Source organism: Sphingomonas sp. Root710 (genome assembly GCF_001429065.1).
In the GTDB taxonomy this organism is placed as follows: Bacteria; Pseudomonadota; Alphaproteobacteria; order Sphingomonadales; family Sphingomonadaceae; genus Rhizorhabdus.
Genome location: NZ_LMIB01000001.1, coordinates 643,053 through 662,122, shown reverse-complemented (window position 1 = coordinate 662,122; position 19,070 = coordinate 643,053). Strand labels below are relative to the sequence as shown.

18 protein-coding genes are annotated in these 19,070 nt (G+C 65.2%); 12 read left to right on the top strand and 6 right to left on the bottom strand.

The window, feature by feature from the left end; translation table 11 throughout:
* Positions 1–3: 3 nt before the first annotated feature.
* The 3 genes from ASE00_RS03100 to ASE00_RS03090 are packed head-to-tail and all read left to right on the top strand — an operon-like array spanning position 4 to position 2,380.
* Positions 4–570 carry a DUF1285 domain-containing protein gene (locus tag ASE00_RS03100; protein ID WP_056377716.1) on the top strand — a complete coding sequence of 189 codons (567 nt, stop codon included), beginning with the start codon at positions 4–6 and terminating at the stop codon, positions 568–570.
* Complete coding sequence (locus tag ASE00_RS03095) at positions 567–1,178, top strand: CoA pyrophosphatase (RefSeq protein WP_056377714.1); 612 nt, start codon at positions 567–569, stop codon at positions 1,176–1,178. The genes ASE00_RS03100 and ASE00_RS03095 overlap by 4 nt, the downstream gene beginning before the upstream one ends.
* A complete protein-coding gene (locus tag ASE00_RS03090) occupies positions 1,175–2,380 on the top strand; it encodes a CCA tRNA nucleotidyltransferase (RefSeq protein ID WP_056377712.1) in 1,206 nt (401 codons plus the stop codon). The genes ASE00_RS03095 and ASE00_RS03090 overlap by 4 nt, the downstream gene beginning before the upstream one ends.
* On the opposite strand, the gene ASE00_RS03085 is transcribed toward ASE00_RS03090, so the two are convergent.
* The 3 genes from ASE00_RS03085 to gcvA all read right to left on the bottom strand — a co-directional run bounded on the left by ASE00_RS03085 (position 2,356) and on the right by gcvA (position 7,423).
* Complete coding sequence (locus ASE00_RS03085; RefSeq protein WP_056377710.1) at positions 2,356–4,140, bottom strand: putative bifunctional diguanylate cyclase/phosphodiesterase; 1,785 nt, start codon at positions 4,138–4,140, stop codon at positions 2,356–2,358. The two genes, ASE00_RS03090 and ASE00_RS03085, sit on opposite strands and share 25 nt — an antisense overlap.
* A gap of 89 nt (positions 4,141–4,229) precedes the next feature.
* The gene (parC, locus tag ASE00_RS03080; RefSeq protein WP_056377708.1) at positions 4,230–6,482 is read right to left on the bottom strand and encodes a DNA topoisomerase IV subunit A; all 2,253 of its coding nucleotides are present in this window, start codon (positions 6,480–6,482) and stop codon (positions 4,230–4,232) included.
* Between the two features lie 56 nt (positions 6,483–6,538).
* A complete protein-coding gene (gene gcvA / locus ASE00_RS03075; protein WP_056377706.1) occupies positions 6,539–7,423 on the bottom strand; it encodes a transcriptional regulator GcvA in 885 nt (294 codons plus the stop codon).
* 85 nt (positions 7,424–7,508) lie between these two features.
* Between gcvA and ASE00_RS23275 the strand changes: the two genes are divergently transcribed.
* Positions 7,509–7,682: a hypothetical protein gene (locus tag ASE00_RS23275; RefSeq protein WP_156405249.1), complete on the top strand. Its 174-nt coding sequence runs from the start codon at positions 7,509–7,511 to the stop codon at positions 7,680–7,682.
* 88 nt (positions 7,683–7,770) lie between these two features.
* Positions 7,771–9,699 (top strand): M61 family metallopeptidase, encoded by a 1,929-nt coding sequence (locus tag ASE00_RS03070; RefSeq protein WP_056377704.1) that lies wholly within the window; start codon positions 7,771–7,773, stop codon positions 9,697–9,699.
* Positions 9,700–9,714: 15 nt separating this feature from the next.
* Here the strand turns inward: ASE00_RS03070 and ASE00_RS03065 are convergent, their stop codons facing one another.
* The 3 genes from ASE00_RS03065 to purC form a co-directional block, all read right to left on the bottom strand.
* Positions 9,715–10,524 (bottom strand): ferredoxin--NADP reductase, encoded by an 810-nt coding sequence (locus ASE00_RS03065; protein ID WP_056377702.1) that lies wholly within the window; start codon positions 10,522–10,524, stop codon positions 9,715–9,717.
* A 180-nt stretch (positions 10,525–10,704) separates the two neighbouring features.
* Positions 10,705–11,379, bottom strand: a complete 675-nt coding sequence (locus tag ASE00_RS03060) for an RBBP9/YdeN family alpha/beta hydrolase (RefSeq protein WP_056377700.1) — start codon at positions 11,377–11,379, stop codon at positions 10,705–10,707.
* A 165-nt stretch (positions 11,380–11,544) separates the two neighbouring features.
* Positions 11,545–12,321: a phosphoribosylaminoimidazolesuccinocarboxamide synthase gene (gene purC / locus ASE00_RS03055; protein WP_056377698.1), complete on the bottom strand. Its 777-nt coding sequence runs from the start codon at positions 12,319–12,321 to the stop codon at positions 11,545–11,547.
* A 203-nt stretch (positions 12,322–12,524) separates the two neighbouring features.
* Between purC and ASE00_RS03050 the strand changes: the two genes are divergently transcribed.
* The 7 genes from ASE00_RS03050 (at position 12,525) to argC (ending at position 19,008) form a co-directional block, all read left to right on the top strand.
* Positions 12,525–14,471 (top strand): potassium transporter Kup, encoded by a 1,947-nt coding sequence (locus tag ASE00_RS03050; RefSeq protein ID WP_056377696.1) that lies wholly within the window; start codon positions 12,525–12,527, stop codon positions 14,469–14,471.
* A 39-nt stretch (positions 14,472–14,510) separates the two neighbouring features.
* A complete protein-coding gene (locus ASE00_RS03045) occupies positions 14,511–14,930 on the top strand; it encodes a PaaI family thioesterase (RefSeq protein WP_056377694.1) in 420 nt (139 codons plus the stop codon).
* On the top strand, positions 14,930–15,319 hold the full coding sequence (locus ASE00_RS03040) for a PaaI family thioesterase (RefSeq protein WP_056379253.1): 390 nt from the start codon (positions 14,930–14,932) through the stop codon (positions 15,317–15,319). The genes ASE00_RS03045 and ASE00_RS03040 overlap by 1 nt, the downstream gene beginning before the upstream one ends.
* 13 nt (positions 15,320–15,332) lie before the next feature.
* Positions 15,333–16,721 (top strand): leucyl aminopeptidase family protein, encoded by a 1,389-nt coding sequence (locus ASE00_RS03035; RefSeq protein ID WP_056377693.1) that lies wholly within the window; start codon positions 15,333–15,335, stop codon positions 16,719–16,721.
* A 130-nt stretch (positions 16,722–16,851) separates the two neighbouring features.
* Complete coding sequence (locus ASE00_RS03030; RefSeq protein ID WP_082594435.1) at positions 16,852–17,181, top strand: MarR family transcriptional regulator; 330 nt, start codon at positions 16,852–16,854, stop codon at positions 17,179–17,181.
* Positions 17,138–18,070, top strand: coding sequence for a C40 family peptidase (locus ASE00_RS03025; RefSeq protein WP_056377689.1), 933 nt, complete (start codon positions 17,138–17,140; stop codon positions 18,068–18,070). Before ASE00_RS03030 ends, ASE00_RS03025 begins: the two co-directional genes overlap by 44 nt.
* Positions 18,067–19,008: an N-acetyl-gamma-glutamyl-phosphate reductase gene (gene argC / locus ASE00_RS03020; RefSeq protein ID WP_056377687.1), complete on the top strand. Its 942-nt coding sequence runs from the start codon at positions 18,067–18,069 to the stop codon at positions 19,006–19,008. Before ASE00_RS03025 ends, argC begins: the two co-directional genes overlap by 4 nt.
* Positions 19,009–19,070: the final 62 nt, after the last annotated feature.

The window sequence follows — 19,070 nt, the reverse complement described above, 5'->3', positions numbered from 1 at the left end:
GTCATGCCCGAGACACACCCGCCCCAAGACTTCGCCGGCCTGTCGCTCAGCGACATCGCGGCGCTCGGCGCGCAGAACAAGCTGCCTCCGGTCGACCAATGGAATCCCGCCCATTGCGGCGACAGCCAGATGCGCATCGCCAGCGACGGCACCTGGTTTCATGAGGGCTCGCCCATCGGCCGCCTCGCGATGGTCCGCCTTTTCTCGACGATCCTGCGGCGCGAACCCGATGGCGGCTATGTGCTGGTCACCCCGGCCGAAAAGCTCTCGATCGAGGTCGACGACGCCCCCTTCGTCGCGGTGGAGCTCAAAAGCGAAGGCGCGGGGGAAAGCCGCCGCCTCGCCTTCCGGCTGAACACCGGCGACCTCGTCATCGCCGATGGCGATCATCCGCTGCGCGTCGTCGACAAGCCCGACGGCCCGCATCCCTACGTCGCCGTGCGCAAAGGACTCGACGCGCTCATCGCCAGGCCGGTCTATTATGAACTGGTCAATCTTGCGCTCGAAGAGGACCTTGCGACCCCGGGCCTGTGGAGCGAAGGCCATTTCTTCGCGCTCGAGGCGCAATGAGCAGCCTTGCCGAGCGCCTGCGGCGCAGCTTCGCCGCGCATCCCGAAGCCGACGCTGAACCCTTTCTCCACCATAGCGACCTCATTGGCGACGTCGCGCAACTGATTCGCGCCGCGGTGCTCGTGCCGATCATCGACGCAGCGGCCCCGCGCGTCCTGCTCACCGTTCGTCACGCCGGGCTGCGCTCGCACGCGGGACAGGTCGCCTTTCCCGGCGGGCGGATCGACCCCGGCGACGACGGCCCGGTCGGCGCGGCGCTGCGTGAGGCCTGGGAAGAAGTCGGTCTTCCCGCCGATCAGGTCGACGTGATCGGTCCCGCGCGCTCCTACGGCACCGGCTCGGGCTATCTCATCACCCCGGTCGTCGGCGTGATCCCGGAGGGGCTGGTGCTGACGCCACACGAAGCCGAGGTCGCAGGCCTGTTCGAAGTGCCGCTCGACCATCTCGTCGCCGAGAGCAATCACCGGCCGAACTCGGTCATCCGGGAAGGAACCGAACGGCATTTCTACGAGATCGACTGGCCGGCCGAGCGGATATGGGGCGTGACCGCGGGCCTGATCGTCAACCTGGCGCCGCGCCTGCGGGACGCCCTGGGTTGGCCGGCATGACGCGGCTTCCCAAGGCCGGCTGGCGCGACAATCCGGCGCTCGACAGGCTGATGGATGCGCTCGGCGCGGACGACGGCGACGTCCGCTTCGTCGGCGGCGCGGTGCGCGACACGCTGCTCGGTATCCCAGTCAAGGATATCGATTGCGCCACCCGGCTGCTGCCCGAAGAGAGCAGCCGCCGGATCGCCGCAGCGGGCTTCAAGGCGATCCCCACCGGCATCGCCCATGGCACGGTTACTGCGCTGCTTCCCTCGGGCCCGGTCGAGGTTACCACCTTGCGGCGCGATATCTCCACCGATGGCCGCCGCGCCATCGTCGCCTTCACCGACGAATGGCGCGAGGATGCGGCACGGCGCGACTTTACGATCAACGCGCTCTCAGCCGATCCGCTGACCGGCGACGTCCAAGATTATTTCGACGGCCTAGCCGATCTGGAGAAGGGAACGGTCCGCTTCATCGGCGATCCGCTCAAACGCATCGCCGAAGATCATCTGCGGATTTTGCGCCTGTTCCGTTTCCATGCCCGCTTCGGCCGGGGAGAACCCGACGCGAAGGCGCTCGCCGCCTGCATCGCCCGCGCCAACGACCTGATGGCGCTGTCGCGCGAGCGGATCGCTGACGAACTGCTCAAGCTGCTCGCCTGCACCGATCCGGGCCCGACCGTCCGGCTGATGGCAGAAAGCGGCATATTTCGTCCGATCGTCCCGGAGATCGACGACGCCGGGGTCGATCGGCTGGCGCGGCTGATCAACCGCGAACGGGCGGCGGGTGTCACGGGCGATGCGCTGCGCCGTCTCGGCGCGCTGCTTCCGCGCGACGCCGCCACCGCGGTGTCGATCGCGCAACGCCTGAAGCTTTCGAAGGCCGCTACCCGCCGTCTCGAACAGGCGGCGTCAGCAGATGATGCCCCGGCGCGCGCCCTCGCCTATCGCTATGGCCCCGAGGTGGCGGCAGACGTCCTGCTGCGCGGAGACCATGACGCGACCCGGCTGGGGCTGGGACATCTTGGCGACTGGACGCGCCCTCGCCTGCCCATAGGCGGCGGTGACCTGATCGCGCAGGGGTTGAGCGCCGGACCGCTGGTTGCCGCGACGCTGCAGGCGATCGAACGGCGCTGGATCGACGAGGATTTTCCGGATGCCGATCGCGTCGCCGCGATCGCCGCCGAAGAGGTCGATCAGACTATCCGCGCACGCAGATAGTCATAGGCCTCGTCCGACGGCAGCGGACGGGCAAAATAATAGCCCTGCGCCACGTCGCAGCCCAGCCCGATCAGCGTCTCGACCAGTTCCTGCGTCTCGACGCCCTCGGCCGTCGTGCTCATGCCGAGCGCCGAGGCAAGCCCGAGCACCGCGCGGACGATCGCCACAGAATCACGATCCTCTAGCATCGGCGCGATGAAGCTGCGGTCGATCTTGAGCACGTCGATCGGCAGGCGCTGGAGATAGGCGAGGCTCGAATAGCCGGTACCGAAATCGTCCATCGCGATCAGCACGTCGAGATCGTGGATCGCCCGCAGGACATTGGCGATGCCGTCTGGATCGCTGACGATACAGCTTTCTGTCAGCTCGATCTTGAGCCGGTTGCCCGCGATGCCGCTTTCGGTGAGCGCAGCATTGACCGCGGCAACGACGTCGTCGCGCTGAAACTGCACCGCGGAGACGTTGACCGCCATGTGCACCGGCAGGGCCATCCCCGCCTTGCGGTCCCATTCGGCCAGGGTGCGGGTCGCGGCGCGCAGCGCCCAACGGCCTAGCGGCACGATCAGACCTGATTCCTCGGCGACCGGAATGAATTCGACCGGGGAGATGGTTCCCTTTTCTGCATGTTCCCAGCGGGCAAGCGCCTCGAAACCCGAAACCTTGCCGGTCTGCAGATCGATCAGCGGCTGAAATGCCAGTTGCAGTTGATCACGTTCGATCGCGCGCCGAAGTTCGGTTTCGAGGCTGAACCGCTGGCGCGCGGCGGTGCTGTCGCAAGCCTGATAGATTTCGGCATGGCCCGAATGCTTGGCGCGCTTCATCGCGAACTGGGCGTTGCGGATCAGGTCTTCGGCAGCGTCGATCGACGACGACATCATCGCGACGCCCACGGCGCAGTCGATCTTGATCTCCAGGTCGCCAAGGCGGATCGGCGTCGACAGACAGGCCTGCATGCGGCGCGCGGCGCGCATCGCTTCGGAACTGTCGTCTGCGACGCTCAGCAGCACCGCGAATTCGTCGCCCGCCAGCCGGGCAAGCAGATCGCCCGCGCGTAGTGCCGAGATCAGCCGGCGCGCCACGGTGATGATCAGTTCGTCGCCCGCCAGCGATCCGACGCCTTCGTTGACCCGGCTGAAGCGCGTAAGGTCGACGAGCAGGACTGCGAACTGGCGGCCCTCGGTCTCGAAATTCTGCATCGCGCCTTCGACCTGCTCGGCGAAGGCGGCGCGATTCGGCAGGCCGGTCAGGCTGTCTCGCATCATCTGCGAGCGCAGCGAACGCTCACCCTCGACCTGCTGGGTGCGGTCGATCAGCGACACGATGCAACGCGGCGCATGTGATTCGTCACCGCTCAGACGGGCCAGGCGTATCGCGAAATGGCGGCCGCTGATGCCGTCGCCTTCTTCCATGTCGAACGAGCTTTCCCGCTCTTCGGAGAGCAGGAAGTCTTCGATCACGGGGAGCAGCGGCAGCGCGATGCCGGTGCAGAGGTCGCGTCCTGCATCGACCTCGATGAAGCTGCCGCGGCGATCGGCGAGCTGCAAAAAGCTCCGGTTTCTGCTCAATATCGTGGCTTTGCGGTCGACCAATGCGACGATCGCTATCGCGATCGGCAGCGTGTCGATGAATTCCTGCCGCTCGGCGCTGCGGGGCGTATCGAGCAGTTCCTGAAAGGCGACGGGCAGGATGTGCGACGGCGATGCGGCGGGCGCTTCGCCCTCTCCGCTGGGTATGACAATCTGGGTTTTCGCCGCCCGCATGGTCTGACGGCATTAGCAGGCCAGGGTTAACGCACTGTTTCGAAAGAGTTAGCGTTTTGCTTACTGGACAGTAGACTTAGCCGAAACGCTCATCCACCAAAGCGGTTGTCGCGCGGAAAGCCGACCGGCGGCATGCGCCCCGCCGCGCCGCGCGCCGCGCGCCAAGGCGTCAGATCCGCCTCGGTGCGGGTTCGGCCAGTGTCGCCGCCCATCGCCCAGCTCAAGCCGTTTTCCAGCCTGAAGCTGATCGCGTCGGACAGACCGCCATCCTTGTAGCGCTGGATCGTAACACCCTGCCCGCGCGCCATGCGTGGCAGCTCGCTGAGCGGAAAGACCACCATCTTGCGGTTCTCGCCGATCGCCGCGACATAATCGTCTTCGGGCGCGACCGGATGGACGACGCGGAGCCGTCCGCCCTCGCGCAGGTTCACCACCTGCTTGCCCTTGCGGGTCTCGGCGGTCACCTCCCCCATGTCGACGACGAAGCCCTTGCCGTCGGCAGAGGCAAGCAGCAGTTCGTGGCCGGCGCGCGCGACGAGCAACGCCGATATCCGCGCGTCGGCGTCGATATCGGCGAACAGCCGGACGGGCTCGCCAAAGCCGCGCCCGCCGGGCAGCTTGTCCGCCGGGAGCGTGTAGAAACGCCCCTGGTCGGTGGCCAGCAGGATGCGGTCGGTGGTTTGCGCCCGGATCGCATAGGACGGGCCGTCGCCCTCCTTGAACTTCACGCCCGCGATCGCGGCTTCGTCGACATGACCCTTCATCGCGCGGATCCAGCCGCGCTGCGACAGGATCACCGTCACCGGCTCGCGTTCGATCATCGCTTCGAGCGGAATCTCGCGCGCGGGGCCCGCTTCGGACAATATCGTTCGCCGTGCGCCGAGCGCGGTCTCGGGGCCATAGCGCTCGCGCAGCGCGGACAGGTCGCGCTTCATACGGGTGCGCTGCCGCGCGGGGCTCTCGATCAGCGCCTCAAGGCCCTTGCCCTCGGCGTCGAGCGCGTCGCGCTCCTTCTTGATCTCATATTCCTCGAGCCGGCGCAGGCTGCGCAGCCGCATGTTGAGGATCGCCTCGGCCTGGCGGTCGGTCAGCCCGAATTCGGCGATCATCACCGGCTTGGGCTCGTCCTCCTCCCGAATGATCTGGATCACCCGGTCGAGGTTCAGATAGGTTATCAGATAGCCGTCGAGCAGTTCGATCCGGTCGGCGATCTTGGCCAGACGGTGCTTAGAGCGGCGGACCAGCACTTCGAACTGATGCTTGAGCCAGGCGGTCAGCACATCCTTGAGGCTCATCACGCCCGGGGTACGGCTGTCGTCGAGCACGTTCATGTTGAGCGGAACGCGCACTTCTAGATCGGTCAGCCGGAACAGGCTTTCGGTGAGCGTGTCGGGATCGACCGTGCGGCTGCGCGGTTCGAGGACGATGCGGATATCCTCGTCGCTCTCGTCACGGACATCGGCGAGGATCGGCAGCTTCTTGTCGTTGATCAGTTCGGCGATCTGCTCGATCAGCTTCGACTTCTGAACCTGAAATGGAATCTGGCTGACGACGAGGTGCCAGCCGCCGCCCTTCTCGTCGACTTTCTCGATCAGCGCGCGGACACGGAACGCGCCCCGTCCGCTCGCATAGGCCTCGGCGATCACTGCTGCATTGTCGACCAGCACGCCGCCGGTCGGGAAATCGGGGCCGCGAACGAACTGGAGCAGTTCGGCATTCTCGGCTTCCGGCTTGTCGATCAGCAGAACGGCGGCATCGATCAGCTCGGTGACATTATGCGGCGGGATCGAGGTCGCCATGCCGACGGCGATACCGCTGGCGCCGTTGGCGAGCAGGTTCGGGAACAGGCCGGGGAAGATCTCGGGCTCTTCCTCCTCACCGTTATAAGTTGGACGGAAATCGACCGTGCCTTCGTCGAGCCCGGCCATCAGCTCGCCCGCGGCGGCGGTCAGCCGGGCTTCGGTATAACGCATCGCCGCGGCGTTATCGCCATCGACATTGCCGAAATTGCCCTGCCCGTCGACCAGCGGATAGCGCAGCGAGAAGGTCTGGGCGAGGCGGACCATCGCGTCGTAGACTGACTGGTCGCCATGCGGGTGATATTTGCCGATGACGTCGCCGACGACGCGCGCGCATTTCTTGTAGCCAGACGCCGGGTCGAGCCGCAGCAGCCGCATCGCCCAGAGCAGCCGCCGATGAACCGGCTTCAGCCCGTCGCGGACGTCGGGCAGCGAGCGCGCGGTGATCGTCGACAACGCATAGACCAGATAGCGGTCGGAAAGCGCACTGTCGAAGGGGGTATTGCGGATGCTGTCGTCGGGCAACTCGGCGAGATCGGTCATGGCCAAGCTCTAGCGGGAAAAGGGCGCGCCGGGGAAGCCTTGTTGAGCGCCCGAAATCACGATGCCGCAACCTCGCTCAAAAGCCACTCGCGAAACGCCTTCACCTTGGCCGAACCATAGCGATGCTCCGGGCATACCAGCCAGAAGCTGCTGCCCGCGCCGATATGTGGAAAAAGCTGCACCAGCCGACCGGTCTCCAGCTCATAGGGCCAGAAGCGCGGCGTGAGCATCGCCACCCCTTCGCCCGCAATCGCGGCCATGCCCTCGATCACCTGAGAGTCGACGTGGAGCGACTTCTGGGTCAGGTCGTCGGGGATCGGGACGCCGAGCTGGGTGAACCAGGCGCGCCACCACACATCGTCCGAGTTCAGCCGCAACACGTCGAGCAATCGCGCCGGATCGTCGAACGGGCCCATCCGCTCGACATAGGCCGGGCTGCACATCGGCGTGTAATCCGCCGGGAACATCTCGACCGCGCGCAGGCCGGGCCACTCGCCCCGACCGATGCGGATCGCGACATCGACGCCATCATGGCTGAAATCGGCGAGATCGCCGGTCGCCAGCAGGCGGATTGCGATGTCGGGTTTCTTCATCTGGAAACGTGCGAGCCGTGGACCGAGCCAGCTTGCCGCGATTCCCGGCGCAGCACTGATCGTCAGCACCCCGCTTTCGGACTCGCGCACCTTGGCGAAGGCCTCGTCGAGCAGGTCGAATGCAGCCGAAATCTGCGGCGCGAGCCGCTGCCCCGCCGGGCTCAGCGACACCCGCCGGCCGGACCGCACGAACAGGCTCGCGCCCAGCCGGTCCTCGATCATCCTGATCTGATAGCTGACCGCGGCCTGGGTCATCGCCAGTTCCTCGGCGGCGCGCGTGAAGTTCAGATGGCGGGCCGCGGCCTCGAACACCCTGACCGCGCTGAGGGGAGGAATCTGTCGCGCCATATAGATAAACTCACCTTATCTATGGCGCCCGATAACCGATTGGCGTCGCCGATGGAATATTCATATTTAAAGGGTCGTCGAAACGATGGAGACGACCATGGAACAGATAAAGGCATATAATCAGCACGAAGACTTTCGGAGCCGCTTTGAAACGCTGCGGCAGAAGGTCGCCAGCGGGATGAAATGGTGGGCCGAACATCAGGCATGGCCGGCGACCGATGAGATTCGCATCGATCGCCACCGGTCGACCTGCGGCTGATGATGATTTGCTATGCAATGCTGCGGGGGGTGACGAACGCGGGATAAGGCGGCATGGTCCCGTCGAAATCACAACGGACCAGTCCGCGATGCGTTGTTACTCCCTGCTTACCCTGGCCATCCTTACGCTGCCCCCTTCCCAACCCGCCCACGCGACAGACCAGAGCCGGCCACAGCCGCTTCCGATCGAACGGCAGGTGCCTGCTGCCCGCGACATCCCCTATCCGGGCGTGATCGGCCTTGCCGTGGACGCCACCGATGTCGCGCGCGGCATCTTCCGGGTGCAGGAACGAATTCCCGTTCCTGCTTCGGGCAAATTCCACCTGCTTTATCCACAATGGCTTCCGGGCAATCATGCGCCGCGCGGGCCCATCGACGATGTCGCTGGCCTCACCATCTCGGCCAACGGGCGCCCGCTGGACTGGCGGCGCGATCCAGTGGACGTCTATGCAATCCAGGTCGATGTGCCCGAAGGCGTGCAGGCGATCGACCTCGCCTTCGATTATGTCTCGCCGGTTTCGTCCGCGCAGGGCCGCGTGGTGATGACCCGCGAGATGCTCAGCCTCCAGTGGAATCTGACCGCCTTCTATCCCGCCGGCTATTTCACCCGGCGGATCATGGTCCAGCCCAGCGTCACCCTGCCTGCCGGCTGGAACTTCGGAACGGCGCTCGAACCGCTTCCAGGCAAGACGGCCGGGCCTATCGGCTTCCGGCCGGTCGATTTCGAGACGCTGGTCGACAGCCCCATGCTGGCGGGCCGCTATTTCCGCCAGGTCCAACTCGGCGCGAAGGAGCGCCTCAACATCGCCGCCGACCGGCCCGAGGAACTGGCCGCCACCGATGCCCAGCTAACGGCGCATCGCCGCTTGGTCGAACAGGCGGGCAAGCTGTTCGGCGGCAAACATTATGACCGCTACGAATTTCTGCTCTCGATCAGCGACCGGCTCGGCGGGATCGGGCTGGAACATCAACGGTCGAGCGAAAACGGCGTCGCCACCGGCTATTTCACCCGTTGGGACGAACAGACCGCGCGCCGCAATCTTCTGCCGCATGAATATACGCACAGCTGGAACGGAAAATATCGCCGCGGCGCCGACCTCTACACCCCCGATTACAGCGTGCCGATGCGCAATTCGCTGCTCTGGGTCTATGAGGGCCAAACCCAATTCTGGGGTTATGTCCTGCAGGCGCGCTCGGGGCTGGTCTCGGCCGACGATACGCTCGCCAGTCTCGCGATGATCGCGGCGGCGCTCGATACGCGGCCTGGCCGGCAGTGGCGGCCGCTGATCGACACCACAAATGATCCGATCATCGCCGCCCGGCGGCCCCAGCCGTGGCTCAGCCTTCAACGATCGGAAGATTATTATAACGAGGGCATGCTGGTGTGGCTCGACACCGACATGCAATTGCGCGAACTGACCGGCGGACGGCGTTCGCTCGACGATTTCGCCAGCGCCTTTTTCGGCGCGCGCGATGGCGATCTCGGTATTCTGACCTATGACTTCGAAGATGTCGTGAACGCGCTTCAGGCCATCGCACCCTTCGACTGGGCCGCCTTCCTGCGCGAGCGCGTCGACCGGACGCAATCCCACGCGCCGCTGGCAGGCTTTGCCAGAGGCGGCTACCGCTTGGTCTTCGCCGGGGAGCCGACCAGTTTCTGGCGAACCGAAGAGCGGCGTCGCAAACAGGCTGACTTCAGCTATTCGCTCGGCATCGTCGTCGACAATAGCGACAAGGGTATCGAGCAGGTGATCTGGGACAGCCCGGCGTTCGAGGCCGGCCTCACCAATAGCGACACACTCGTGGCACTCGACGGCGAAACCTTCGACTCGGCAGAACTTTCGCAACGGATCGCGACCGCCGCAACGACCCGCAAGCCTATTGAGCTGCTGGTCCGCCGAGGCGATCAATATCGCACAGTGTCGATCGCCTATTATGGCGGCAACCGCTATCCACGGCTCGAGCGCACCGGCAACGCGCCGGGCTGGCTCGATCAGCTGCTGCAGCCCCGAAAATAAGCGGGCGCCGCCGGTTCAGCCGACGAACGCCTTTTCGATCACGAAGTCGGCCGGCTTGGCGTTCGAGCCTTCCTCGAAGCCCAGACGCTCGAGGATCGCCGAACAGTCGCGGATCATGTCCATGCTGCCGCACATCATCACCCGGTCGGTGGCCGGGTCGAGCTTCGCTTCGCCATCGACGCCCGCGAACAGCCCGCCATCCTCCATCATCGTGGTGATGCGCGCCTGCCGTTCGAACGGCTCACGGGTGACGGTGGGAACGTAGCGGAACTTGGCGGCGGCCTCTTCCTCAACCAGCGGATCGCCGGCAAGCTTGCTCTCCAGCACGTCGCGGAAGGCAAGATCGCTCACCCGGCGGACGCTGTGGACGATGACGACCTGTTCGTAGCGCTCATAGATGTCGGGATCACGCATGATCGACAGGAATGGCGCGAGTCCGGTGCCGGTCGCGAGCAGGAACAGGCGCTTGCCCGGCGTGAGCGCGTCGGCGACCAGCGTGCCGGTGGTCTTACGCGCGACATAGATTTCGTCGCCGGCGATGATGTGGCGCAGGCGTGAGGTGAGCGGGCCGTCCTCGACCGCGATCGACAGGAACTCGATCTCGTCCGAATAGGATGGGCTGGCGATCGAATAGGCGCGCAGCAGCGGCCGGGCTTCGGTCGGCAGGCCGATCATCACGAATTCGCCCGACCGGAAGCGCAGCGAAGCCGGCCGGTCGACCGCGAAACTGAACAGATGATCGTTCCAATGCTTCACCCAGAGCACCGTCTGGGTGTTGAAGGCATCGTTCGGCGCGATCTTTACCGCTTCCGTACGGCTGCTCATTATTCCGCTTCCTTCTTAAAATCCGTGGCGCGACGCCAATATGCGCGCTCCCATAGAGCCCCGGACGGGCCCACGCCACATCGGATTATTTTGGAAGCCGGACAGCTTAGCTTCATCGACTTTGAATGATGCAACCCCGTCCGCCCCCCGGAGATGGGACGGACGGGGCGCGAAACCGTCCTAGGGACGGAACAGGGGCGGCGAAGCGCCGCGCGGCGCACCGGCGACGCCGAGCGCGATATGATCGATGCCCCGGAGCGCCGGAGCATGCCCCGGCTCGGCCAGATCGATGAAACGGTCGAGCAGTTCCTCGCCCTCTGGCCACCAGCCCAGGCCATCCTGCGGACCGAAATGGCCGCACGTGCCGAAGCGCGCGAACCCCGCCCCCCATTGCCGTGCGAGGCTGAAACACCGCTCGGGCGAGATGGCGGGGTCATCGTCGCTGGCGACCACCAGCGCGGGAAACGAAAAGATCGCCGACGGCAACGGCGCGAAGGATTGAAGCCGCGGATCGGCACCTTCCGCCGCCGGGTCGCTGGGCCCAATCAGCAGCGCGCCCGCGATCGCTCCTTCGTCTTCGCTGCTCATCAGTCCGGCCCAGGCCGCGATCGTCAGCGCGCCGAGCCCATGGCCCACCAATATCAGCGGCGCATCGATCCCACGCAATGCATGATCGAGCCGCGAAACGCAGGCGTTGCGATCGGGAATGCGGGCATGGCCGAGATCCACCGTGCGGCAGTCGATCCGCGTCTCCGCCCAATGATCCTGCCAATAAGATCGTCCCCCGCAATCGAGGTCGGGGAGCAGGAGCGCCAAGGGCGCCGATGTGCGATGCTCGAAACGGGACGTCGCCATGCTTCGGTCCTCTCCGACTCGGGATGAAATACCCTAAGTTCGGGGAGGGAGACTATCTCTAGCATGTGAGTTGTAAATAGCGGCTGCGCCCAAATGCGGCAGGATTGCGGCGAGCCGGAGCCGGTTGAGACAGCCTCTCAACCGGCTCCGCTCAAGCTCTTGAAATCACTTGCCGCGATTCTTGCGGTGGGTTTCCAGGTCGAGGATCATATTGTCGCCATCGGGCATCAGGCCGAGGCGGCGGGCGATTTCCTGATAGGCTTCGACCTCGCCGCCCAGATCCTGGCGGAAACGGTCCTTGTCCAGCTTCTCGCCGGTGGTCATGTCCCACAGGCGGCAACCGTCCGGACTGATCTCGTCGGCCAGGATGACGCGACTATAGTCATTGTCCCAGAAACGGCCGAATTCGAGCTTGAAGTCGACGAGGCGGATGCCGATCCCGGCGAACAGGCCGCACATGAAGTCGTTCACGCGGATCGCCATATCGGCGATGTCGTGCATCTCCTCCTGGCTCGCCCAGCCGAAGCAGGCGATATGCTCGTCGGCGACCATCGGATCGCCCAGCGCATCGTCCTTGTAATAATATTCGATGATCGTGCGGGGCAGCTGCGTCCCCTCCTCGATCCCCAGCCGCTTGACGATCGATCCTGCGGCGACGTTACGCACCACCACCTCGATCGGGACGATCTCGACCTGCCGGATCAGTTGCTCGCGCATGTTCAGGCGGCGGATGAAATGGGTCGGCACGCCGATCGTGCTGAGGAGCGTGAAGATATGCTCGGAGATGCGGTTGTTCAGGACGCCCTTGCCGTTGATCGTGCCCTTCTTCTGGGCATTGAACGCGGTCGCGTCGTCCTTGAAATACTGGATCAGCGTGCCGGGCTCGGGACCCTCGTACAGGATCTTGGCCTTGCCTTCGTAGATTTGGCGGCGGCGGGTCATCTTGGTCGGGCCTCCGGAGGCGCGGGAAACAGAGAAGCCCCGGAGACAACGTCGATTCGGACGCGCCACCGGGGCAGTTCGAAGCCGCCTTTACCCCGATTGATCCCGCCACGCAAACAATGCCGCATCGCAACAACATTTCGCGTGCATTATACCCCTGACAGGCCTACTCCGCCCGCCGATTCGCCGATGAGGGCTGCTCGATGCAGAGTGATGAGGCCGACGCCAGGGCGGGACAACCGCGCACCCGGCGTCGCAAGGACACGATGGCTGCGCTGACGCTCGGGGCGCTCGGCGTGGTGTTCGGCGATATCGGCACCAGCCCGATCTACGCCTTTCGCGAGGCGCTCGGTCAGGCGGCCGCCGACGGCATAGTCGCGGGCGAGATACTGGGCGTTCTCAGCCTGGCGCTCTGGGCGCTTATCCTCGTCGTCACCTGCAAATACGTCCTGTTCCTGATGCGCGCCGACAATGGCGGCGAAGGCGGGGTGCTGGCGCTGATGGCGCTCGCCCAGCGATCGACCCGCAGGCGGCGGACATTGGTCATGGCGCTCGGCGCAGCGGGCGCGGCGCTCTTCTACGGTGACGGGATCATCACCCCAGCTCTCTCGGTGCTGTCGGCGGTCGAAGGCCTCAAGACGATTCCCGGCCTCGAACATGCCATCTCGCGCGGCGAGATCATCCTGATCACCTCGGGCATCATCATCGGCCTGTTCCTGATGCAGGCGCGCGGCACCGCTATCGTCGCGCGGCTGTTCGGTCCGGTCTGCCTGCTGTGGTTCATGACGATCGCGGCGATCGGCTGCATCCACATCTTCGACGAACCTGCGATATTGATGGCCTTCCTGCCGCACAACGCGGTGCTTTTCATGGCCAATCACGGCGTCGCGGGCATGTTCGTGCTGGGTGCGGTGTTCCTGACCGTGACCGGCGCGGAGGCGCTGACCGCCGACATGGGCCATTTCGGGGCCAAGCCCATCCGCATTGGCTGGCTCGCCATCGTCTTTCCGGCGCTTGCGCTCAACTATCTCGGCCAGGGGGCCTTCGCGTTGCACGGTCTTGAGGTGGCAGCGGCCAACGGCACCGAATTCACCAACCAGGACTGGTTCTTCCTGATGGCGCCGGGCGTCGCGCGCATACCGCTGGTGATGCTCGCCACCTGTGCCACCGTCATCGCCAGCCAGGCAGTGATCACCGGAGCCTATTCGCTGACCCAGCAGGCGATCCAGCTTGGCCTGCTGCCCCGCCTCAAGATCCGCCAGACCTCCGAACATGCCGCAGGCCAGATCTATCTGCCTTCGATCACCGGCTTGTTGTTCTTTGGCGTCATGGTTCTCGTCCTGGGCTTCGGCTCTTCATCGGCGATGGCGGCAGCCTATGGCATCGCGGTCTCGGGGACGATGGTCGTGACGACCTGCCTCGGCTTCATGGTGATACGGCGAACTTGGGGCTGGCGGCTGCCGCTGGCGCTGGCGGTGATCGCGCCGCTGCTGGTGCTCGACCTCTTCTTCTTCGGCGCCAACGTCCTGCGTATCTACGAAGGCGGCTGGGCGCCGCTCATCGTCGCGGGCGGCGTCGGCATCCTGATCCTGACATGGGTTCGCGGCCGCAAGCTGCTGCTGGCGATCGACCAGAGCCAGGCGATCGCGCTCGAAGAGCTCGCCCGCATGCTGCGCGTGCGCCCGCCAGAGCGTGTTCCCGGCATGGCGATCTTCCTGTCGTCCGACATGGAGGCCGCGCCGAGCGCGCTCCTCCACAATCTCAAGCACAACAAGATTCTCCACGAGCGCAACCTGGCGCTCACCATCAAGACGACGAATGTGCCGACGGTCGATGCCGCCAAGCGGCTCGAACTGATCAACATCGACGAGAATTTCACCCGCGCGGTGCTCAATTACGGCTTCATGGAAAGCCCCGATGTTCCGCGGGACCTGGCTTATGCGCTGCGGCTGAGCGACAACAAGCTCGAGCCGATGCAGACGAGCTATTTCATCGGCCGCTCCACTCTGCGCCCCTCGAAGAACAGCGGCATGCCTTTCTGGCAGGATCTGCTGTTCATCTTCCTGCATCGCAATGCGTCGGACCCCACCGACTTCTTCCGAATTCCGCCAAACCGCGTAGTCGAACTCGGCTCACAGATGACGATCTGAAGGGTTGCGCGGACGAGATAACGCCCTATGCGGGATAGGATGACCGAAACGCTCGACCTCTTGAATGCGCGTTTGAGCGCCGGTGGGCATACGAAAGACATCGGCCTTCGGCTGGTCGCCCATGGCGACAACTGGGCGGAGCTTGCCTTCGATTATGATCCGCGGCTGGCCAGCAGCGCTGAAACCGGCATCCTCGCTTCGGGACCCATCGTTTCGCTGATCGACACCGCGTCCGGCGCGGCCATCATATCGACCAATGCCGGAATGCAGTCGATGGCCACGCTCGACCTGCGGGTCGACTATATGCGTGCCGCGATGCCGGGGCGGACGATGCACGCCCGCGCGACGTGTCACCGTGTCGCACGCAACATCGCCTTCGTGCGCTGCGAAGCGCATGACGGCGACCCCGGCGATCTCGTCGCGACCGCGATGGGCAGCTTCTACTTCACGACGGAATGATGACCAGCAAGGCTCCCTATGCAGAAATGATCGGCGCGCGCCGTGCCGATGGCGCCGAGCCGATTCTAACGGTCAATTGGCGCGCAGAGATGGAGGGACGCCCCGGCTTCTTCCATGGCGGCGTCATCGCCGGACTGCTCGAAATGGCTTGCTACCAGGCTCTCCACGAAGCGCTGAGCCAGGAATTCCCAGACATCGCCCTGCCGGGTTTCAAGCCGATCAACGTCTCGGTCGATTATCTGCGCGGCGGCGTGATGACCGACATGCACGCTCTGGCGCAGATCGTGCGTATCGGCAAACGGGTCGCTAATGCGGCGGCATCCTGCTGGCAGGACGACCGCAATATGCCGATCGCGACAGGCCGCATGCATTTCCTCATCGATCGCTGAAAAAGGTACGGCCATGACCGACTTCGCCAGCCTGTTCGTTCCCGATCGCGGCGAAACCGCGCACAGCCTGACGCCGGTTGCCGCCGATGGCTTCGATGCCTGGCTGAAGGCGCAGCCCCCGCAGACCCGCACATTGGCGGCGGCCGGGCAGTTCAAGGCCAAGCCGGGCGAGGTGCTGATCCTGCCGGGTCGGAAGGATGGAGAATGGTCGGCGGTCTATGGCCAGACCAAGACATCCAGTCCCTGGGATCTCGCCGCCGTCGCACAGAAGCTGCCCGCAGGCAGCTATCGCATCGACGGCAACTGGCCGGCCGAAAGCGCGCTGGGCTGGCTGCTCGCGCATCACCGCTTCGATCGCTATCTGGCGAAGCCCGATCCCATCCCGCAGCGCATATTGCTGACCAGCGACCCGGCGGCGATTCCGGCTCAGATAGCGCTGGCGGAAGCCGTGGCGCTGGTCCGCGATCTCGTCGACACGCCCGCCGCCGATATGGGGCCCGCCGAACTCGCCGCCGCATCAGAGGGCGTCGCGAAAGCGTACAGCGCGGATTATCGCCTTACCCAGGGCGACACGCTGGAACAGGGTTATCCGATGATCGCGGCGGTCGGCCGAGCTGCAGTCCGCGAACGCGCGCCACGGCTGATCGAACTCGAATGGGGCAATCCCAAGCACCCGCGCATCGCGATCATCGGCAAGGGCGTCTGTTTCGATTCGGGCGGGCTTGATCTCAAACCTTCCTCGGCGATGCTGCTGATGAAAAAGGATATGGGCGGCGCTGCGCATGCACTGGCGCTCGCCCAGCTCGTGATGCACGCGCGGCTCCCGGTACGGTTGCACCTTCTCATACCGGCGGTCGAGAATGCCGTGGCGGGCGATGCCTTCCGCCCCGGCGATATCCTGCGCAGCCGCAAGGGAATATCGGTCGAGATCGGCAACACCGACGCCGAAGGGCGGCTCGTGCTGGGCGACGCGCTGACCCGGGCCGGGGAGGACAAGCCCGAACTCATCCTCGATTTCGCCACGCTGACCGGGGCCGCCCGCGTGGCGCTGGGGCCCGATCTGCCCGCGCTCTTCGCGAATGACGATACGCTGGCGGCCGACATAGCCGCAGCGGCAAGCGCCGCATCCGACCCCGTCTGGCGGCTACCGCTGTGGGGTGACTATGCCGACATGCTGAAGTCGACCGCGGCCGACATCAACAATGCGGGCGAAGGCGGCATGGCCGGCGCGGTAACCGCCGCCTTGTTCCTGCAGAGATTCGTGCCTGACGGCACGGCCTGGGCACATTTCGATACCTTCGCCTGGCGTCCGTCGCCGAAACCGGGAAGACCGAAGGGCGGCGATGCGCTCGGCCTACGCGCAGCTTTCGCGATGTTGCTTGCCAGATTCGTTACGCCCTGAGGCCAGACGCAAGATTCTAGCGGCAAGGCGCGAAAAAACATAATGCTGTGGTGAAACGAAAAGCGTTCGCATGTGTTCTTGTTGAAGGGGTGATCAACCGCAACGAGTAACATGTAAAGGGCGCTGCAAAATGGCCGATTCTCAGCTTTCCCAGTGGATGCGAGCCTTGGTCTCTTATGTCCGGTCGGGTCAGCCCGACCTCACCAACCGGCAAATGGCACTGCTGCTGATCAGCTACATCACCCCCGGCCCCCACACGGTCCGCGGTCTTGCCCAGCAACTTGGTGTCTCCAAGCCCGTCATCACGCGCGCCTTGAATACCCTGGGCTCGCTCGGCTATCTGCGCCGCGAGCGTGACGATAATGATCGTCGCAACATATTCGTCGCAAAGACCGATAAAGGGGCCGCCTTCCTCGATGCATTCGGAAAGTCCATCGATCTCGAGAAGATACGCGGCTGATTCCTCCGGCGGCTGCGCGCCCGCGACCGCCTTTTATCTCGATGGCCCGACGCGGCGGCTCGACGCGCGAACCAACGCCTTTCGCCCCGACATCGCCGACGTCGCGTTGGCGGGCACTCTGTTCGCACCGCATTATGCCGCGCCGATGGTCCGCATGGCAACCAGCGCCGCGATGATCCGCACCGCCGCGAGCCATCATGCCGAGGCCGCATCGCAGCTTCTGCCCGGCGAGGAATTCGCGGTGCTCGATCTCGCGGGCGGCTGGGCCTGGGGCTATTCGCGGCACGATCATTATGTCGGCTATGTCGCCGCGGACAGCCTCGGCGCGCCGGTCGAGCCGACGCACCGCGTCGCGGTACGTGAGGCGCTGCTCTTCGCAGGACCGTCGATCAAGACGCCGATGGTGGGCACCCTGCCCTTCAGCGCGCGCCTTGCCGGCGAAGCGCAGGACGGCTTCGTCGCCACCGGCGCGGGTTTCGTCCACATCCGCCATCTCGCCCCCATCGGTGCCCATGCGCCCGACGCGGTTGCCGTGGCCGAACTTTTCCTGGGCATGCCCTACCTATGGGGTGGCCGGGGCCAGGATGGCATCGATTGTTCGGGGCTGGTGCAGGTCGCGCTCGCAGCGACCGGCATCGCCGCGCCGCGCGATACCGACATGCAACGCGAGACCGTCGGCGAAAACCTCGCCGCGGAGGCCCGCCTCCGACGAGGGGACATCGTCAATTTCCCTGGCCATGTCGGGCTGATGGTGGACGAGACGCTGCTGATCCATGCCAATGCGCATTGGATGAGCGTCGTCGTCGAGCCCCTCGCCGACGTCGTGGCCCGCCTTGCCCCCAATCATGACCGGCCGATACTGAGCCGGCGAAGGATCGAAAACGCATGACCGCGAAGGTCTTCATCGACGGTGCCGCTGGCACCACGGGTCTGGAAATCCGCGACCGGCTTTCGGGGCGCAGCGACATCGAACTGCTCACCATCGCCGAGGACCGGCGCAAGGATGCCTCCGCGCGCGCGGAGGTGCTCAATGCTGCCGACGCGGTGATCCTGTGCTTGCCCGACGACGCCGCGCGCGAGGCCGTGGCGCTGATCGACAATCCGGCGACCCGGGTGATCGACGCGTCGACCGCGCACCGCACCGCCGCCGACTGGACCTACGGCTTCGCCGAGCTCAATCCGGGCCAGCGTGATATATTGCGCAACGCGACGCGCATCTCCAACCCAGGCTGCTATCCCACCGGCTTCCTCGCGCTGGTGCGCCCGCTGGTGCGCGCCGGGCTGCTGCCCCCCGCCACCCCGGTCTCGATCAACGCCGTCTCGGGCTATTCGGGTGGCGGCAAGTCGATGATCGCGATGTTTGAGGATCCCGCCTCACCCGACGCGACCGACACCGCCTTTCGCGCTTATGCGCTCGGCCTCGGCCATAAGCATGTACCCGAGATGCAGAAGCGGGCGGGTCTCGCCCATCCCCCGATCTTCTTCCCTTCGGTCGCGCGCACCTATCGCGGGATGCTCGTCGAAATACCGCTGCACCTGCATCTGTTGCCGGGACGGCCGACTGGTGCTGCGATCCGCGATACGCTGGCCGAAGCTTATGCCGGCAGCCGGGTCGTGCGCGTCGCCAGCGACAATCCGGGCTTCCTGACGATCGAGCAGGCCGCCGGCACAGACCGCCTCGACCTGTTCGTCTATGCCGACGATGAGGCCGGGCAGGCCCGCATGATCGCAGCGCTGGACAATCTCGGCAAGGGTGCAGCGGGCGCAGCGGTTCAGAACCTCAATATCGCGCTCGGGTTCGACGAAGCCGAAGGACTAAAGCTATAGCTGAAGACGAGCGTCCTCCTGAACGTTCAGGAGGACGTCCCGAAGGGTCGCAGCACCTCTCT

Coding starts and splice junctions, on each gene's coding strand:
- ASE00_RS03085 (WP_056377710.1), bottom strand. CDS start 4,140: ATGCGGGCGGCGAAAACCCAGATTGTCATACCCAGCGGAGAGGGCGAA.
- ASE00_RS03100 (WP_056377716.1), top strand. CDS start 4: ATGCCCGAGACACACCCGCCCCAAGACTTCGCCGGCCTGTCGCTCAGC.
- argC (WP_056377687.1), top strand. CDS start 18,067: ATGACCGCGAAGGTCTTCATCGACGGTGCCGCTGGCACCACGGGTCTG.
- ASE00_RS03070 (WP_056377704.1), top strand. CDS start 7,771: ATGCGTTGTTACTCCCTGCTTACCCTGGCCATCCTTACGCTGCCCCCT.
- ASE00_RS03040 (WP_056379253.1), top strand. CDS start 14,930: ATGACCAGCAAGGCTCCCTATGCAGAAATGATCGGCGCGCGCCGTGCC.
- ASE00_RS03095 (WP_056377714.1), top strand. CDS start 567: ATGAGCAGCCTTGCCGAGCGCCTGCGGCGCAGCTTCGCCGCGCATCCC.
- ASE00_RS03025 (WP_056377689.1), top strand. CDS start 17,138: ATGCATTCGGAAAGTCCATCGATCTCGAGAAGATACGCGGCTGATTCC.
- ASE00_RS03050 (WP_056377696.1), top strand. CDS start 12,525: ATGCAGAGTGATGAGGCCGACGCCAGGGCGGGACAACCGCGCACCCGG.
- ASE00_RS03065 (WP_056377702.1), bottom strand. CDS start 10,524: ATGAGCAGCCGTACGGAAGCGGTAAAGATCGCGCCGAACGATGCCTTC.
- ASE00_RS03045 (WP_056377694.1), top strand. CDS start 14,511: ATGACCGAAACGCTCGACCTCTTGAATGCGCGTTTGAGCGCCGGTGGG.
- ASE00_RS03090 (WP_056377712.1), top strand. CDS start 1,175: ATGACGCGGCTTCCCAAGGCCGGCTGGCGCGACAATCCGGCGCTCGAC.
- ASE00_RS23275 (WP_156405249.1), top strand. CDS start 7,509: ATGGAGACGACCATGGAACAGATAAAGGCATATAATCAGCACGAAGAC.
- parC (WP_056377708.1), bottom strand. CDS start 6,482: ATGACCGATCTCGCCGAGTTGCCCGACGACAGCATCCGCAATACCCCC.
- purC (WP_056377698.1), bottom strand. CDS start 12,321: ATGACCCGCCGCCGCCAAATCTACGAAGGCAAGGCCAAGATCCTGTAC.
- ASE00_RS03060 (WP_056377700.1), bottom strand. CDS start 11,379: ATGGCGACGTCCCGTTTCGAGCATCGCACATCGGCGCCCTTGGCGCTC.
- gcvA (WP_056377706.1), bottom strand. CDS start 7,423: ATGGCGCGACAGATTCCTCCCCTCAGCGCGGTCAGGGTGTTCGAGGCC.
- ASE00_RS03035 (WP_056377693.1), top strand. CDS start 15,333: ATGACCGACTTCGCCAGCCTGTTCGTTCCCGATCGCGGCGAAACCGCG.
- ASE00_RS03030 (WP_082594435.1), top strand. CDS start 16,852: ATGGCCGATTCTCAGCTTTCCCAGTGGATGCGAGCCTTGGTCTCTTAT.